Genomic DNA, 17,236 nt, shown 5'->3' on the forward strand with positions numbered 1-17,236 from the left:
TTACGTGGCAGTTGATTGAGTTTCGGCCGTATCAGGCGCATCATCGTCGAGCAGCATCCGAATCGAAGGCGTGTAGAGATCGTCTTGCTGGCCGGCTTTGATTGACCAGAAAAACGCGCCCAGAAACCCCAGCGCCATCGTTAGGCTGATGCCGATCATAAAGAAGATAATGCTCATGGCCCGCTTGGTTTACAGGCTCAAAAGTGAGCGAATCCGGTTGGATGACGTATGAGTTTGGTCAGGACGCCAAATGATTTTAGCCGGTTTGGCCCTAAGCTGACGAACATCAGGTGAAGGGATGATCTGGGTCAGCAGGCAAGGCGCAACCGGGCGGCACTTTTGCAAAAAGCCTACCATTCGACCGGTGCGTCGGTGTAATAAGGTCCTCTCTTTTATGATTATTCTCGCTTTCTTTCTCGCGCACTGGTACCTGTCGGTACTGATGCAGACCATTTTCCTCCACCGCTACGCTGCCCACCAGATGTTCACCATGAGCCGCGGCTGGGAAAAAGTGTTTTACGTACTGACCTTCGTTGGGCAGGGCGCGTCGTTTCTGAGTCCACGGGCTTACGGCATCATGCACCGGCTACACCACGCCCATGCCGATACCGAGCAGGATCCGCATTCGCCCGAGTTTTCTAAAAACCTGTTCGACATGATGTGGAAAACCCGGCTGTATTACAACGACATTCTTAACAACCGGGATTCGATTCCAGCCCGATTCAAGAAAGGCGTTCCGAACTGGGCGTGGATGGAGCGCTTCGGCGATCGCTGGCCGGTGCGGCTGGCCTGGGGAACGGGGTATACCCTCTTCTATATGCAGTTTGCGCCGTCGCCCTGGTTTTTTCTGTTGCTACCCGTGCATTTTCTGATGGGTCCGGTCCACGGAGCAATTATCAACTGGTATGCCCACCGCTATGGCTACACCAATTTCGTGGTGAACGATACAGCCAGAAATCTCCTGCCTTTCGACTTTCTGATGATGGGCGAATCGTACCACAACAACCACCACAGATACGGGGGCCGGGCTAACTTCGGCGGCTTTCGCTGGCACGAGTTCGACCCGGCTTATCCGCTCCTCAAACTGCTGGATAAAGTAAAGGTTATTCACCTCCGCAAGGGTCGAGATGAATTGTATATGTAAAACGGGGGGTGTCAGGATCAGTACCCATACCAGTCGCCCCACCACTTCTGCAGACTCCGCCGAATTTCGGCTTCGCGGGCATTCTGGCCGGGTTCGTATAGTTTGCGGCCTTTCAGGTCATCGGGCAGAAAGTTCTGCGCTACGAAGTTACCCTCGTGGGAATGTGCGTACTGGTAATCCTTGCCATAGCCAATCTGCTTCATGAGCTTGGTCGGGGCGTTGCGCAGGTGTAAGGGAACCGGCAGGTGCGCGGTTTGCTCGGCCAGGGCCAGTGCTTCGTCGATGGCCACGTAGCTGGCGTTGCTCTTGGGTGAGGTAGCCAGGTATACGGCCACCTGCGACAGAATGATTCGGCCTTCGGGCATACCAATGGCCCTGATAGCCTGCACCGCTTCCGAGGCCATGATCATAGCCGTCGGATTGGCATTTCCGATGTCTTCGGAGGCCAGAATCAGCATGCGTCGGGCAATGAAAACCGGATCTTCACCCGCCACGATCATACGCGCCATCCAGTAGAGCGCAGCATTAGGGTCGGACCCGCGTAAGGACTTGATGAAGGCTGAAATAATGTCGTAGTGCTGCTCGCCGGATTTATCGTACCGAGCGATATTCTGCTGGGCTACGGCCGTCACACCCTCGTCGGCAATCACCAGCGGCTCAGTCGATACGTGCGCCGACGCGACTAACTCAAGCAGGTTCAACAGCTTACGACCATCGCCCCCCGATAGCCTCAGCAGCGCATCGTACGACTCGACGGTAATGTGTTTCGATTGTAGAAAGGCATCCTGGGCAATGGCCCGGTCTACCACCTGAATCAATTCTTCGCGGCTGAGCGCTTCCAGAATATAAACCTGACAACGCGACAACAGCGCACTGTTCACTTCGAACGATGGGTTTTCGGTGGTGGCCCCAATGAGCGTGATCTGCCCTTTTTCAACAGCGCCTAGCAAGGCATCCTGCTGGCTTTTGTTGAACCGATGAATTTCATCGATAAAGACCACAGGCGGGAACATCCCGCTGGGGCGGCTCAGGACGTCCCGAATTTCCTTAACGCCCGAATTGATAGCGCTCAGAGCAATGAAAGGTCGGTTGACCGCTTCGGCCAGCAGCAGCGCCAGAGTGGTTTTGCCCACTCCCGGTGGTCCCCACAAAATCATGGATGGTAATCGGCCGGCATTGACCGCCCGGCGCAGGGCACCGGTGGGGCCGATCAGTTTACGTTGGCCGATAACATCATCCAGGGTTCGGGGCCGAACTCGTTCGGGCAGGGGCGTTGCGTCTGTATTCATGCAGCGAAGTTACCCCAGGCGCGGGGTCTGTACAAACAAAAACCCGGTAGGCTTATGCAGCTACCGGGCTTATTTCAGGGTTAGGAACAGTCAGCGTCAGAGCGACACATTTTCAAGCGTAACATAGCGCTTGAGGTTGCTCATTGCACCGAAGATCAAATTATAAACCGATTGAATATTGATTTGCATGAGGGCCGAAATCTCTTCGTTGCTCATGTTCTGAAAATACCGGAGGTGCACTGCTTCGCGCTGACGGCGGGGCAGTTTATCGAGCGCCTGATGCAGGCAATCATTCATGTACGAATCTTCCTCGTGGGCAATCAGTAAGTTCTCATGCGATGGATCGGCACCCGGAAGCATATCCCCTACCCGACGGCCGTTGGTAATTTCATCCTGACTCACCAGTTTCTGTTCAGCGGTCAGATGCCGAACCAGTTTGCGCTTGATGGAAGCCATCAGGTAAAACCGCACGGAAGTCGTGGGGCCAATGGTGGTGCGGTGCTTCCAGAGTTCAACGAACAGGTCGTGGATACAATCTTTGATCAAAGCCCGGTCGGTAGCGAAATGAGCACAATAATGGTAGAGAGTCTGAACATAGTTTTGGTACAAGCGGGCAAACGCATTTTCATCGCCACCGCGAAACTGATTCCAGAGGGTTTCGTCGTCGGGGCCGTTTTGTGTACGGGAGCGAGCCATGAGAGGGTGAGTAAAGGTTAGGAATAGCCTTGAGGTGTGTAAACTTACCGATAAAAAATAGAATTAAAAAAGGCATGCAAATAAAATTTTTTTTTGCTCCTATTAAATTATTTGAAGAGGGGTAAAAGCGAAGCGTTTTCCATCGAATAATCCCTTATCACTCAGCTTTAGGGCTGGAATGACCAACAGGGCCATAAACGAAAGTGTCATAAACGGAGCCATCAGCGTACTTCCCAGCTTCTGCTTAGCAAACTGATCCAGAGCCGTATAGCGCTCAGCTATCGCATAGCCGTCCTGATCGGTCATCAAACCCGCCACGGGAAGCGGCAAAAGGGCCGAGGGCTCGGAGCTCGGGGCATGGGGTGGAGTTGCGATCCCAGTTCCTCCTACCCCCTGCCCCGTGCCCTCTGCCCTTTTCCCTTCGCCCCTCACCGCCGATAGCCCGCCTTTGGCCTCGATAACCAGGTTAACGGCCTGGCAAATGCTTTCATCGTCGCAGCCGACGGCGGTAATGTTGTGTGAGTCATGACCGACCGACGAGGCAATGGCGCCCTGTCGGAGACCGAAATTTTTAATGAAAGCAATGGCAGGTGGAGCATCCCGGTACCGGTTCACCACCACGAGTTTTAGCACATCGCCCTCGGTGTCGGCTACGATCAGGCCGTTTTCCACTTTTGGCGCGATCGACAATTCATTTGTGATCAGTTGACCGTCGAGCGCTTCGATAACCCGGATTTTTTCTACCGATCCGCCAGTTTGCTCAGCAGACACCAGGGGAACGGCAAAATCGTCAGGCTTTTTCGGCGAACAGGTGAATTGATTGACGTGTTCACTTCGTACGTCAGAAAGGCGGGATTCGCCATTTTCGGCCATCACCTGGCCGTTGATAACCGTCTGCTGTACACGAAAATCCTGTAGATTATCGACAACGATATAATCGGCGGGGTCGCCTTCGCGCAGGAGCCCAACGGGTAATCGGTAATGTAGCACTGGGTTCAGGCAGGCCGCCCGCAGGACGTTCCAGAGCGAATGCCCTCTGGCCAGCGCCCGGACCACCAGTTGATTGATGTGCCCCTGGGCCAGCGTATCGGGGTGCTTGTCATCGGAACAGAACATGATCTGCACCGGAAACTGGCTGAGCAGCGGAATCAAAGCCTCGAAATTTCGGGCTGCGCTTCCTTCCCGAATCAGAATGTTCATGCCCCGGCGTGCTTTATCCAGGCCTTCTTCGTAGGTAAAACACTCGTGATCCGTGCTGATACCGGCATCTATATACTGTTGAGCTTCCTCGCCCATCAGGCCGGGCGCATGGCCGTCGATGGGTTTGTTGAATGCTTTTGCCAGCGCCAGCTTCGCCATCACCTGAGGGTCCTGATGCAGAACACCAGGAAAATTCATCATCTCGGCCAGGTAGCCGATTTCTTTCATGGCCAGCAGTTTCCGGACATCCTGAACGCCAATGACAGCACCGGCCGTTTCGAACGTAGTCGCCGGAACGCACGACGGGGCTCCGAACATAAATTTGAACGGTACACGCCGGGCTTCTTCGATCATGTAGCTGACACCCGCCACGCCCAGCACATTCCCGATTTCGTGCGGGTCCGATACGGTCGCTACGGTGCCGTGAACTACGGCCAGGCGCGCAAACTGGGGGGGCGTCAGCAGCGAGCTTTCGATGTGCACGTGTGCATCGATAAATCCGGGCAGCACATACGGTTCGTCAGGCCGCTCGGGGCCCAGCCGCTGAATTTGAGCAATCCGACCGCTGTCGACCGTCATTGTCCCGTAAAAGATTGTCTGATCGAACAGATTCAGGATATTCGCCGTAAGCATAGGCTGGTTGTTGGTGAGGGTCATTTGGCGGTCATTCATTGTCATTCGTGTCATTCAACGCAAATCCAGGTAAGTAACGATCAATGACAACCAATGACTATTAATGACAATGCATGACCAGGTTCTCAGATGCGGATAAATAATTTTCGGCGGTACATCCATAGGAGAATCAGATAGAAAATCCCCAGAGTGACGATGCCGATCAGGAGGGGTTCATAGGTGGGTCCAAACACCAGGAACGGACCGTGCCCCAGATGCGTGTACAATGATTTGATAATGAAACTGTCGATCAGGTGTACCAGGCAATAAATGGCGATAGAATTCATGCCCACAACTACCAGGGGAAACGCCCAGACCCTGTGGCCCTTTACGTCGATGAGGTAATAAAACAGCGCCAGCAGCCAGAAACACAAGCCTCCACTAAACAGCACCCAGGCGGGGGTCCAGATGCGTTTGACGATCGGACAAATCCCCAACAAATGCAGTAGCAGAGCCGCTACAATTCCAATGACGCCCGCGAGCAGAAACCGCCTGATGATCTCGGCCTGGGACAATTCCGAGCGGAGCCAGCGGCCCGCCTGCAAGCCCAGCAGCATGGTACCGAGCGTTGGAATGAAGCTTAGCGTCGCATAGCCTCCTCCATTGAACAAAAATGGCTTTTCGCGCGGAAACAGATTCAGGAACCACGTATCGAAGCCCCAGGCCAGGTTGCTGTTTTTGTTGAAATGCGCCATCAGGCCGGTGTAATGCTCCGGCCAGTCGGGCGGTACATCGACGGCACTGTAATCGAAATTTGGCCCCGGAGCCGGATACAGCACGAACGCCAGCCAGTACGCGACCAGGATCAGCCCAAAAGCGATCCAGGTGGTCCGGACTTGGGCACGCCCCAGCAAGAACAGAAACGGATAGCCCAGACCGATCTGAGTAAGCGTATCCTCGAACGTGAACCGGGTTTGTTCGGCGTGTGTGGAGCGCAGAAAAATGCCAAGTAAAATAAGAATCAGCGACCGACGCAGCGCCCGTAGAAACTGCTGGTTGAACGAGTGCCCCAGGGTAGCCCGACTAGCGACCGAATACGGCAGGGCGACACCTACCAGAAACGAAAACGATGGCTGAATCAGATCGTGCAGCGAACAGCCTGCCCACTCGACATGGCTTTGGTTATAGGCCAGAAACGCCCAGAAAGCGCTGTTCGGAAAAGCCTCATGGAGTTGGTGAAACCGTAGGATTTCGGCCGCCATCAACGTCATCACGAAGCCACGATAGGCATCCATCGACATCAGACGACCTGCCGGGAAACCGTTTGGGTGGGCAGGTATAGGTTGCAGCATGGTTAGGGTAGGATTCAGGATCAAAACTTGGGACTGGCGGTCATATTCGCAAGCCCGGAAGGCAAACTTTTTTAGGAAAGGCTGGTATATTTCGCCCGAAAGCGTCTCTTTAAATTAAAACTTAGTAAATCCAATGTCTGCCCGTGTCTTAAAAGTTCACCCCGCCGACAATGTAATCGTTGCCCTGCGCGACCTGTCGGCTGGCGAACAGATTGTATTCGAGAACGATACGTATGAGCTTCCGTATGCCGTTGGGGCCAAGCATAAATTTGTGACCGAGGACCGCCAGCCCGGCGATCCGATTACCATGTACGGCGTGCTGGTTGGAAAAGCGACTCAACCCATTCGTCGGGGCGAACCTATTACGACATTTAACCTGAAACACGACGCCGATCGGTACGGCCTCGATAAAAAACAGCCTTTTTCGTGGCAACCTCCGGATGTGTCGTCCTGGCAGGGGCGCACGTTCATGGGTTACCACCGGGCCGACGGCAGTGTCGGCACCCGAAACTACTGGCTCGTGGTACCGCTGGTGTTCTGCGAAAACCGCAACGTGCTGATTTTGAAAGACGCCTTCGAGCGCGAACTGGGCTATGCGCAACCCGACACCTACCGCGACCAGGTGCACGAATTGCTGAGCCTCTACAAAGCCGGCGATATGGACATCATCAAAAAAATGCAGCCGTTCGTCGATGAATCGCAGAATCAAACCCTGACGCATGGCCATGCCTACGGTCCGAATCGTCCGTTCAAAAACATCGACGGCATCAAGTTTCTGACGCACGAGATGGGTTGTGGTGGCACCCGGCAGGACTCGGCTTATCTGGGTTCGTTGCTGGCAGGTTTCATCAATAATCCGAACGTAGCCGGAGCCACCGTACTGAGTCTGGGGTGCCAGCATTTGCAGGCCGACACGATTGCGACGGAAATCAAGCGGCTCAATCCAAAATTCGATAAACCGCTGCTTATCTATGAGCAGCAGACGGGTACTGAGTATGCCCTGATGGCGCAGGCGGTGAAAGAAACTTTCCTGGGTCTGGTCGAAATCAACAAACTCGAACGGAAGCCCGCTCCGCTCAGCGCCCTGACGGTTGGTCTGAAATGTGGAGGCTCAGACGGTTTTTCAGGCATTTCAGCCAATCCGGTGCTGGGTCATCTGTCGGACACGATCGTCAGTCTGGGTGGTAAAACCGTGCTGGCCGAATTTCCGGAACTGAACGGGGTAGAGCAGGAACTCATTAACCGCACTGCCGATAGCGCGAAAGCGCAGAAATTCATCGATCTGATGGGCGCATACTCGGCGCAGGCCGAAGCTGTTGGGTCGGGCTTCGACATGAACCCCTCGCCGGGGAATATCAAAGATGGACTCATTACCGACGCCATCAAATCGGCCGGCGCTGCGAAGAAAGGCGGTACGGCGCCCGTTGCCGATGTGCTGGATTATGCCGAACCGGCAACGACGCCCGGCCTGAATCTGCTCTGTACACCCGGTAACGACGTAGAAGCCACCACCGGCATGGCAGGTTCGGGTACCAACGTTATTCTGTTTACTACGGGCCTGGGCACACCCACGGGCAACCCTGTCTGTCCGGTCGTCAAGGTTTCGACCAATACGAAGCTGAAGAACCGGATGCCCGACGTGATCGACTTCGACAGCGGCCCAATCATCGACGGTGAACAAAGTATTGCCCAAAATGCCGACGCTCTGCTCGAATACATCATCCGGCTGGCTTCCGGCGATGTCATTACCCAGGCCGAGCGGCTCGGCCAGGACGATTTTATTCCCTGGAAACGGGGTGTTTCCCTGTAGAGACGCGATCCTTCGCGTCTCTACACATGTGTAAAAATTATGTTCTCACTCACTGACAAAACGGCCCTCATTACGGGCGGAGCCAGCGGTATCGGACTGGCTATTTCGAAGACGTTCGCGCAGGCGGGGGCTTCGGTTCATATTCTTGATCTCAATAGCGATCAGGCCGAACAGGCTGCCGACGCTATTCGGCAAGAAGGCGGTCGGGCTACAAGCCACGCGGTCGACGTGTCGAATCAGCAGCAGACCATCGAGGTGATCAACCAGATTGCCGCTGCCGGACCGATTCATATTCTGGTCAACAACGCGGGCGTATCGCACATTGGCCGGGTCGAAACCACAACTGAAGCGGACTTCGACCGGATTTTTCGGATCAATATCAAAGGCGTTTATAACTGTCTGTATGCCACCATTCCGCATTTGAAAGCCAACGGGGGTGGGGTCATTCTAAATATGGCATCGGTAGCCGCAACCCTGGGTCTGTCTGATCGCTTTGCGTATTCCATGAGCAAAGGGGCCGTACTGAGTATGACGCTTTCCGTTGCGAAAGACTATCTGAAGGATAAGATTCGCTGCAACTGCATCTCGCCCGCGCGCGTACACACACCCTTCGTAGACGGGTTTCTGGCCAAAAATTATCCTGGCCAGGAAGCCGAGATGTTTGAGAAACTCTCGAAAACCCAGCCCATCGGCCGGATGGCTGAGCCCGGGGAGGTCGGTTCGCTGGCACTTTTCTTATGCTCTGATGAAGCCGGCTTCGTGACGGGCTGCGATTATCCGCTCGACGGTGGTTTCACCCGGTTGAACGCCTAGGAACTACCTAAACTTTTCGGGAGAAGACAAAAGAGCGACTTTGTGATGCTGAAGCAGGGAGCATCTTAAACCGGCCGTACTCATTAGTTGGCCGATATCAGAATACTTCCTGCGTCAGCATTACAAAACGATCGTCCAGCAAAATTCAAACGACCGGAGGCTTGCCAGCCAGTCTTACACTGGTCGACAAGCCTCCGGTCGTTTAATCGCTACGGAAAGCGACTATATTCCGTTAAATATTCCAGGCGTTACCCGTTGTCGAGTTGGCACCTGACGTCGATTGCGTAGTGGTGTTGATCGTGGTATCATCATACCGCGTTCCATCTGGATTCGTTACACCATAACGGTCAACATCATTCGTCTGACTCCGGTCGTTATAATCCGAATCGCTGCCAGACTCACCTGCTGCCCGACTATTGATAAACGACTCGGCCAGCGTGGTCAATTTCTTATCGGCATTTTTCTCTTCTTCCAGGGTCTGTTCGAGCAGCCGGGCCGCTTCGTTATAGCCAAGCACTTTGGCAAAGGTTACGACTGAACCATACGAAGCGATTTCGTGGTGTTCGATTTTCTGACCAGCAATGATCAACCCCGCATCCCGCGTCAGGGAACCAGAATCTGTGTTCGACACGACACGCTGAGCGTCATCGACCAGTCCATCGATGGCATCACAGGAACCCTCCTCGATATCGATCCCGATGCTGCTGAACACCTGTTCCAATCGAGCGACCTGATTTCGGGTTTCAGTCTGGTGTTGTAAAAATGCGCTGCGCACTTCGTCGGTCGTAGACGCATCTGCCTGTTCACCCAGTGCATCGACTGCCTGTTTTTCGGCGTAATAGATATCTTTTAACTCTGTAACGAATAAACTGCGGAGGCCTTCCTGCGTATCTGCGTCATTGCCACCAAAAAAATTTGCGATGCGTTCTCCAAACGTTGCCATAGCTTTACTATTAATTTTGAGGTTTTGTTAATTAGTTAACTCTTGCTCCCTGTAGTTGCCAATTTCGAGCCAACTTCTGATAATCTGGCACTTATGATTATGCCGTATTAGTTACCGTTGTCATTTCTCCACAGGTTCTGTAGAGTATAACTATCACTTCCCTATGCCAGCGGTTTAGGCTCAGCTGACAAGTTTAACAAATGCTTTATATACGTCGTACGGTGGCTTCAGTTTACCCACGCCCCCGACCGTTAGCCAGAATAAGATGCCTACAGCGAGCGCGCTAAGTCCGGTATACCCAAGAATGACAGGCGACGAACACTCGGCTCCGTTCCTCCTGATCGAATCCGAACCGCTTACATTTGCGGCAGAATGGTTAAACTTGCGCCGTTGTCTGCTTTTCGCTTTAACGTATAGCTAGTTCTGCATGAAACTTTTCCGCTTCGGCCAGCCCGATCACGAACATCCCGGTGTGGTTTTATCCACCGGTCAACACATTGACGTCACCCATTTCGGCGAAGATTACGACGAGTCCTTTTTTGCCAGTAATGGTCCCGAACGACTGGCGCACTGGCTGACAGCCCACGCGCATACCTGCCCGGAAGTCTCGTCCGACGTACGCTTCGGCTCCTGCGTGAAACGGCCTTCCAAGCTAATCTGCGTCGGGTTGAACTACGCCAAACACGCGGCCGAAACGGGAGCGGCCTCCCCTACCGAACCGATTTTGTTTTTCAAAGCCACCACGGCCCTCTGCGGCCCCAATGACAACGTCGTAATTCCGAAACGCTCGGAGAAAACGGACTGGGAAGTCGAACTAGCCATTGTTATTGGAAAGCGGGCCAGTTATGTCGAGTTGGATCAGGCTATGGAGTATATAGCGGGCTACGCGCTCCATAATGATTATAGCGAACGCGCCTGGCAACTCGAACGGGGTGGCCAGTGGGTAAAAGGTAAGAGCGCCGACACGTTTGCCCCCCTGGGCCCTTATCTGGTCACTAAAGAAGACATCCCGAATCCGAACGCGCTGAACCTGTGGCTGAACCTAAATGGCGAGCAATTGCAGAACTCCAACACTGACGACATGATTTTCAACGTGCCAACGCTCGTCAGCTACATCAGCCAGTTCATGACGCTGCTACCCGGCGACGTGATCTCGACCGGCACACCCGCCGGCGTAGGCATGGGTCTGAAGCCCCAACGGTTTCTGAAACCCGGAGACGTCGTCGAACTAGGCATCGAAGGCCTGGGCGAGCAGAAACAGACCGCCATTTCGTTTAGTGAATAATAGATAATGAATAATGGATAATGCAGCATAGCCCCTGCTTTTGTTCTGCATTATCCATTATTCATTGTACATTATTCATTCTACACTATTCTTATGACCATCGACGCGCATCAACATTTCTGGCATTTCGACCCTGTTCGCGATTCGTGGATTAGGGATGAGATGGCCATCATCCAGCGCGATTTTCTACCCGCCGATCTGGAGCCGGTGCTGGCAGCCAATGGCATCGACGGCTGCGTAGCCGTGCAGGCCTCTCAGTCGGAAGAAGAAACGCTGTTTCTGGTAAACATGGCCCAGAATTACGACATCGTCAAAGGCGTCGTCGGCTGGGTCGACCTGCAGTCGCCCCAATTAGCGCAGCGTCTGGAAGCGCTGTCGCAGCATCCCGAAATCAAAGGTTATCGGCATGTGGCCCAGGCGGAACCGGATGATTTTCTGGCACGTCCTGCGGTGATCGAGGGAATTCGCCAACTGGCCGCTTTTGGTCTGACATACGACATTCTTATTTATCCGAGCCAATTGAAGGCCGCCCTGCAGTTGGTACGGGCCGTGCCGGAGGTAAACTTCGTTATCGATCACCTGGCCAAACCATACATCAAAAAACAGGAAATTAGTCGCTGGTCCAACTTCATGACGCAAATAGCCCGGCACCCGAACGTGTCCTGCAAACTGTCGGGGATGGTTACCGAGGCCGACTGGCATAACTGGAGCAAACGCGACTTCTTTCCGTACCTAGACGTTGTCTTCAATCAGTTCGGTCCCGATCGGTTGCTGTTCGGCTCCGACTGGCCCGTATGTCTGGTTGCCGCAAACTATACGCAGGTTAAAACGTTGATTGAAGAATACGTAGCGGCCTGGGGAAACGACGTTCGGGCGAAGATATTCGGTGCCAACGCCGTTGCATTTTATAATCTCACCTAAGGTCGTTCCAGTATGATTGAGAAAAAAATTGTTGCGGCTTACGAAGAAATGGCCGACAGTTACGATGCTCTGATCGATCATAAACCCCATAACGCCTATTATGACCGACCCAATACTCTGGCCTTGTTGCCTGACGTTAGTGGGAAGTCTGTACTGGATGCAGCCTGTGGTCCTGGAAAGTATGCCGAGATTTTAATAGGTCAGGGAGCGCGTGTGACAGGTTTTGATATAAGCCCCCGTATGATTGCCCTGGCCCGAAAACGCAATAAGGCGGCAGGCACTTTTTTCGTACAGGATTTAAACAAACCCTTTGCCACACTAACCGACGGATCGTTCGATATAGTTATTTGTGCCTTAGCAATGCACTACCTGCGGGATTGGACGTTGACCATTCGTGAATATTGTCGGGTCTTAAAACCCGGAGGTCTTCTAATTCTGTCCATTGAACATCCCTTCTTCGAGTTCAATTATTTTAAGTCGGCCGCTTATTTTTCAATTGAGCCCGTACAATGCGTTTGGACCGCTTTTGGAAAACCGATTGAAGTCAACAGCTATCGACGATCACTTTCTGAGTGCATTACTCCACTAACGGAAAACGGCTTTTACCTCGATCGGCTAGTGGAGCCAAAACCAGTAGAAGCGTTTGAACAATACGACCCAAAGCATTTTAAAGAGCTGAACGAATTTCCAGCCTTCCTGTGCCTTAGAGCCGTAAAGAGAGATTAACTCTGTTTTCAATTCTCTAGCTTATGAATTGTATCGTTGGCGTTGATGTCGGTACGACCAACGTAAAAGCGCTGGCTATGCCGCCGGATTTGAGCCAGATTCTGGCGCACGCATCGGCCCCACTCACGACCCTCAATCCTAAGCCGGGCTATGCCGAACAGGACCCCGCCGAAATATGGGCTGCTTTCGAGCTGGTTATGGCCGAAGTGAGTAATGAACTGAAAGAGCAAGGTCATGCAATCACACATGTCGCGTTTTGCACGGCCATGCACAGCTTGTTGCCCATGAATGCCGACGGTTCACCCACTGCTCACGCGATTCTCTGGTCGGATAACCGCGCCGAAGCGGAGGCTGCCGCACTGCGCACCAGCCAGGCCGAATTGGGTAAAATGATTTACCAGGAAACCGGTACGCCCATTCACCCCATGATTCCGCTGTGTAAGCTGGCCTGGCTACGGGAACACGACCCGCGGCTTCTTCGCCGAACGGCTCGTTTTGGTTCGATCAAGGAATTCCTGTGGCACAAACTGACCGGCCAGTTCGAAATCGACTACTCGATCGCCACGGCAACGGGCTTATTTTCCGAAAACAAGCGGCAATGGAGCGAACAGGCGCTGGGCTATGCCGGTATTCGAATCGATCAGCTTTCCACACCCGTTCCCACGACTCTTCAACGCCCTTATCAGTCCCGGCCTGAAACCGCTAAAACTGGACTATCCGATGGGGTTTCGCTACTGATCGGAGCGTCTGATGGGTGTCTGGCGAACCTGGGAGCCGGGGCCATAAAACCCCGAACGGCGACCCTGACCATCGGCACGAGCGGAGCCGTACGGCAAACGGTTCGCAAACCTCTTCGTGATGCTGAGATTCGACTGTTCTGCTATTACCTAGACGAAGGCTATTATGTGGTAGGCGGCCCGACCAATAACGGTGGGAACATACTGGAGTGGATTACGGAAAAATTGACTCAGCAAGATACCCAGGCCGTACTGGACGAAGCTGCCACCATTCCGCCCGGCTCGGATGGCCTGCTTTTTCTTCCTTACCTACAGGGGGAACGGGCCCCGTTGTGGGATGCGTCGGTACGTGGCGCCTACCTGCACGTGGACTGGCAACACACCCGCGCACACTTTGTGCGGGCCGCGCTGGAAGGTGTTTTATTTAATTTACTAAACATCAATGAGCTGTTAACAACTCATACTGGCTCTGCCAGAGTCATTCACGCCAATGGCGGCTTTGCGCAATCGACATTATGGGTACAGATGCTGGCGGATATGGCCGGTATTCCGGTGCGGCTCAATGCCAGCAATGAAAGCGGCTCTATGGGCGCTATCCTACTGACACTCAAAGCAACTGGTGTGGTTAAAACGCTGGACGAAGCCGCTGAGCGAGTGGCTTTTGGCGATACGTTCGAACCCGATTTAGATCGGCATAAAGCCTACCGGATAGCCTACAAGGAATGGGAAGCTGGCTTGAAAAAGTTATAATTCTCCCGAAACCGCTAATAAATCCCTTGTTTATAAATCAGTGCTCATATTTTTATAAGATACAGGTTATCAGTCAAATTACTTTGTGCTTTATTCTTTGCTATTCAGTAAATCGTACTATATTTGATAGTATTTGCCTAGTGTTTTTTCTATATCTCCCGCTTTTCTTACAAAGAGTATACAGCAAGATTTTTTATTATACAAATAAGTACTTAATCGACGAATGTTACAATTATAAACAGTAATTAAGACAGGTCGATCAGGTCGTCTCTTTCTCTTTTTTTTCCTCTTTTGTTATGAACTTACTCTTTTACTCAATCAATCGTTCGCACAAGTGCCTGCTACTGGTTGCTCAGCTTGGATTGTTGGCCATTACCAGTCCTGCCCAGCCCCTGCCGCGCGTTGGAACTACGACGGGCAATTCACCCGTTAGTGGTGCCAGACTGCTTAGGACACAGGCAAATTCGAACACGTACTCTGCCCCAACGCTGGGCGATGTCGACTCGGATGGTGACCTGGATGCGGTCATTGGTACGGCCAGTGGTACGTTGTTATTCTACAGAAATCTGGGAACTGCAACTAATCCGCTGTATGTCTCGCGAAGTGGGGAGGACAACCCTTTCCTGTATTTTGATACAAGTGTCGATCTTAGCTACTCTAGTCCGGCTTTAGGCGATGTCGATGGGGACGGCGATCTGGATGCGATTATCGGTACGGTCGGTGGTGATCTGGTTTATTTTAAAAATCAGGGCTCAGCTACTAACCCCCTCTATGTATCGCAAAGTTCGACAGACAATCCCTTTCTGGCTATGAGCCGGGACTTGGCTGACTATAGCTACTCGGCACCAAGTTTAAAAGATGTCGACGCCGACGGCGATCTGGATGCGGTTATTGGTACGGCGGGGGGCGCTTTGCTATTTTATAAAAACCTGGGGACGGCTACCAACCCGCTATACGTTTCGCAGAGCGCCGGCGATAATCCCTTTAACCAGATCAACGAGTCATTGGATGGGCAGGGATATACGAGCCCAACGATAGGCGACCTGGACGGCGACGGCGACCAGGACGTTGTTTTAGGTACGGCTGACGGATCGCTGATGTACTACAAAAACCTGGGAAGTGCCACCAATCCGTTGTATGTTTCCCAGAGCGGGCCAAGTAACCCTTTCTTTATTTTGGGAGTGCCCAGAAGCCTGGTTGGTGAGACCTTTACCGCCCCGACGCTGGGCGACGTCGATTTAGATGGCGATCTGGACGTCATTGTAGGAACGGCAACAGGTCGAGAGTTGTACTTTGAAAATACGGGAGCGACGAACAGCCCTGCCTTTGAGGACCAAACGAATACCAACAATCCCTTCCTGCCCGATCTGATGGCTGTCATTTACGCTCAGCCCTCGGTTGTCAACGGCCCTACCTCCGTTAATGTACTGGTCAATTTAATGGAATTCAATGGTATTGGCACGACGAATCCGGTGGTTTTATACATCTCTAAAGACGCCAAGCTCCAGTTGGGCTTCGATCCGAACGCAACCTACATACCCGGTTATGACACTACGGTTGAAAATAATCAGTGGCTATTCGATGGGACTTCCAATCCGGATTATTATGTACTGACTCGGCTAACTTCAATTGGGGGTGGTCAGAGTGTGTCAGTAGGCTTGAGCGGCCAGTTGGTGCCCGGAGCGACGCAGGGTACCTTGACCGTCAGCGCGACTATCGGGAATAATAACGAGAGCGATGTGACCAACAATACAGACACGGAGCGAATCGATTATTTCGAGCGTTAGGCCCGAGAAAAGGTCAAAAGTCATAAACACACCGACGGGCTACAATTGATATATTGTAGCCCGTCGGTGTGTTTATGACGTTGGCTATGAACGGTCGGTTTAATGAGTTGACCCAATTGGCCGGTCAAAAGCGCTGATATTCTCTTTCGATTCTGTGCCCATCATGGCTCCGTAGCCAGCCGCAACGACTCCGATCAACAGCCCGAAGAAACCAAAAATAGCTGCTTTCGATGCGCCAGAAGCCGCTTTGTCAGCCGCCTGCCGAACCTGTATTTCGGCTTCTTTTTTCGTCTCCTCAAACTTGGCCGCTGCCTGTTTGTAGGTATTTATCCAGCTATCCACCGTTTGTTCCGCTTCGGCCCGGCTTTTACCCGTACGTTTCATCACGACGTTGACGGCATCGTCCCGATCCACATTGTCGACCGTAGCCTTACCCTGTCTGAAGAGCCGATCGAATAAGCTGGTAGCAATATTATCGGCGGCCTGAGGGTCGGATGCAGCCTGATTAGCCGCGTTTTTTGTCTGCTGACCTGCCTGTTCGGCCTGCTGCTCCAACCGGTTCGGATTCAGCTTGGGGTCACCCGTTTGCCGGAGAATCTGGTTGACCTCCTTCTGTAAATTCGTAAGGTCTATATCTTTCATATCGATACCGTTCTTTTTGAGCTGATCGCCAACGGCATTACCGATACCCGGTGCCGCTCCGGCCACGGCCGACGTGGCTGTGCTGACCAGACCACCCACTAACCGACTCGCTCCACCAATCAGACTACCTACCGTGGTGGTCAGGAAATAGATAGTGAGTAAAGTAGCCAGACACCAGGTCAGCACCCCATGAATGATGCCATCGAACAGGCGGGGAGCACTGGCTAATCGGCCAGCGACCCAGCCACCTATGAACAGCGAAAGCAGGCTGCTGATGATATACCAGATGGCACTGCCCGTACCCAGCCCAGCCGTAGGATTACGCTCCGTGACCGGATCGATCGTGCTCAAGCCAATACCCAGGCCGAGCAGGGTCAATAGCATCTGCGTGACTATAGCGACTAGTACACCGGCGAAAACGGCACTCCAGGATATTCGCTTTAGAAAAGTAGCCTGATTATAAGCCTGATTTGTGTAAGATACATTACGTTCCATTGGTTCGATATTAGTTTAAGTTGGTAAAAGACCA

Annotated in this window: 15 protein-coding genes; 8 read left to right on the forward strand and 7 right to left on the reverse strand. The window is 52.9% G+C overall.

The window, feature by feature from the left end; genetic code table 11:
* Positions 1-177 (reverse strand): cbb3-type cytochrome oxidase assembly protein CcoS, encoded by a 177-nt coding sequence (gene ccoS / locus ACYVC2_RS28490; protein WP_461108385.1) that lies wholly within the window; start codon positions 175-177, stop codon positions 1-3.
* A gap of 217 nt (positions 178-394) precedes the next feature.
* Between ccoS and ACYVC2_RS28495 the strand changes: the two genes are divergently transcribed.
* Positions 395-1,144, forward strand: a complete 750-nt coding sequence (locus ACYVC2_RS28495; protein ID WP_461108387.1) for an acyl-CoA desaturase — start codon at positions 395-397, stop codon at positions 1,142-1,144.
* A 17-nt stretch (positions 1,145-1,161) separates the two neighbouring features.
* On the opposite strand, the gene ACYVC2_RS28500 is transcribed toward ACYVC2_RS28495, so the two are convergent.
* From ACYVC2_RS28500 to ACYVC2_RS28515, 4 genes are all read right to left on the reverse strand, one after another.
* Positions 1,162-2,433 carry a replication-associated recombination protein A gene (locus ACYVC2_RS28500; RefSeq protein ID WP_461108389.1) on the reverse strand — a complete coding sequence of 424 codons (1,272 nt, stop codon included), beginning with the start codon at positions 2,431-2,433 and terminating at the stop codon, positions 1,162-1,164.
* A 96-nt stretch (positions 2,434-2,529) separates the two neighbouring features.
* Positions 2,530-3,129 (reverse strand): RNA polymerase sigma factor, encoded by a 600-nt coding sequence (locus ACYVC2_RS28505; protein WP_461108391.1) that lies wholly within the window; start codon positions 3,127-3,129, stop codon positions 2,530-2,532.
* A gap of 102 nt (positions 3,130-3,231) precedes the next feature.
* Positions 3,232-4,962: an adenine deaminase gene (gene ade / locus ACYVC2_RS28510; RefSeq protein ID WP_461109722.1), complete on the reverse strand. Its 1,731-nt coding sequence runs from the start codon at positions 4,960-4,962 to the stop codon at positions 3,232-3,234.
* 125 nt (positions 4,963-5,087) lie between these two features.
* Complete coding sequence (locus tag ACYVC2_RS28515) at positions 5,088-6,293, reverse strand: acyltransferase family protein (protein WP_461108394.1); 1,206 nt, start codon at positions 6,291-6,293, stop codon at positions 5,088-5,090.
* A gap of 133 nt (positions 6,294-6,426) precedes the next feature.
* Between ACYVC2_RS28515 and ACYVC2_RS28520 the strand changes: the two genes are divergently transcribed.
* Together ACYVC2_RS28520 and ACYVC2_RS28525 are read left to right on the forward strand one after the other, a co-directional pair.
* Positions 6,427-8,103: a UxaA family hydrolase gene (locus ACYVC2_RS28520; protein WP_461108396.1), complete on the forward strand. Its 1,677-nt coding sequence runs from the start codon at positions 6,427-6,429 to the stop codon at positions 8,101-8,103.
* 39 nt (positions 8,104-8,142) lie between these two features.
* On the forward strand, positions 8,143-8,916 hold the full coding sequence (locus ACYVC2_RS28525; RefSeq protein ID WP_461108398.1) for an SDR family NAD(P)-dependent oxidoreductase: 774 nt from the start codon (positions 8,143-8,145) through the stop codon (positions 8,914-8,916).
* A 232-nt stretch (positions 8,917-9,148) separates the two neighbouring features.
* On the opposite strand, the gene ACYVC2_RS28530 is transcribed toward ACYVC2_RS28525, so the two are convergent.
* Positions 9,149-9,859 carry a YciE/YciF ferroxidase family protein gene (locus tag ACYVC2_RS28530; RefSeq protein WP_461108400.1) on the reverse strand — a complete coding sequence of 237 codons (711 nt, stop codon included), beginning with the start codon at positions 9,857-9,859 and terminating at the stop codon, positions 9,149-9,151.
* A 427-nt stretch (positions 9,860-10,286) separates the two neighbouring features.
* Here ACYVC2_RS28530 and ACYVC2_RS28535 point away from each other — a divergent pair, with 427 nt between their 5' ends.
* From ACYVC2_RS28535 to ACYVC2_RS28555, 5 genes are all read left to right on the forward strand, one after another.
* The gene (locus ACYVC2_RS28535) at positions 10,287-11,144 is read left to right on the forward strand and encodes a fumarylacetoacetate hydrolase family protein (RefSeq protein WP_461108402.1); all 858 of its coding nucleotides are present in this window, start codon (positions 10,287-10,289) and stop codon (positions 11,142-11,144) included.
* A 93-nt stretch (positions 11,145-11,237) separates the two neighbouring features.
* Entirely contained in the window at positions 11,238-12,065 is an 828-nt protein-coding gene (locus tag ACYVC2_RS28540) for an amidohydrolase family protein (RefSeq protein WP_461108404.1), read from the forward strand.
* A 12-nt stretch (positions 12,066-12,077) separates the two neighbouring features.
* A complete protein-coding gene (locus ACYVC2_RS28545) occupies positions 12,078-12,791 on the forward strand; it encodes a class I SAM-dependent methyltransferase (RefSeq protein WP_461108406.1) in 714 nt (237 codons plus the stop codon).
* 23 nt (positions 12,792-12,814) lie between these two features.
* Positions 12,815-14,278 (forward strand): gluconokinase, encoded by a 1,464-nt coding sequence (locus tag ACYVC2_RS28550; RefSeq protein ID WP_461108408.1) that lies wholly within the window; start codon positions 12,815-12,817, stop codon positions 14,276-14,278.
* 296 nt (positions 14,279-14,574) lie between these two features.
* Positions 14,575-16,065 (forward strand): FG-GAP-like repeat-containing protein, encoded by a 1,491-nt coding sequence (locus ACYVC2_RS28555; RefSeq protein ID WP_461108410.1) that lies wholly within the window; start codon positions 14,575-14,577, stop codon positions 16,063-16,065.
* Between the two features lie 99 nt (positions 16,066-16,164).
* Here the strand turns inward: ACYVC2_RS28555 and ACYVC2_RS28560 are convergent, their stop codons facing one another.
* Positions 16,165-17,202: a YrzE family protein gene (locus ACYVC2_RS28560; protein WP_461108412.1), complete on the reverse strand. Its 1,038-nt coding sequence runs from the start codon at positions 17,200-17,202 to the stop codon at positions 16,165-16,167.
* Positions 17,203-17,236 lie beyond the last annotated feature (34 nt).

Source organism: Spirosoma koreense (assembly GCF_054777875.1).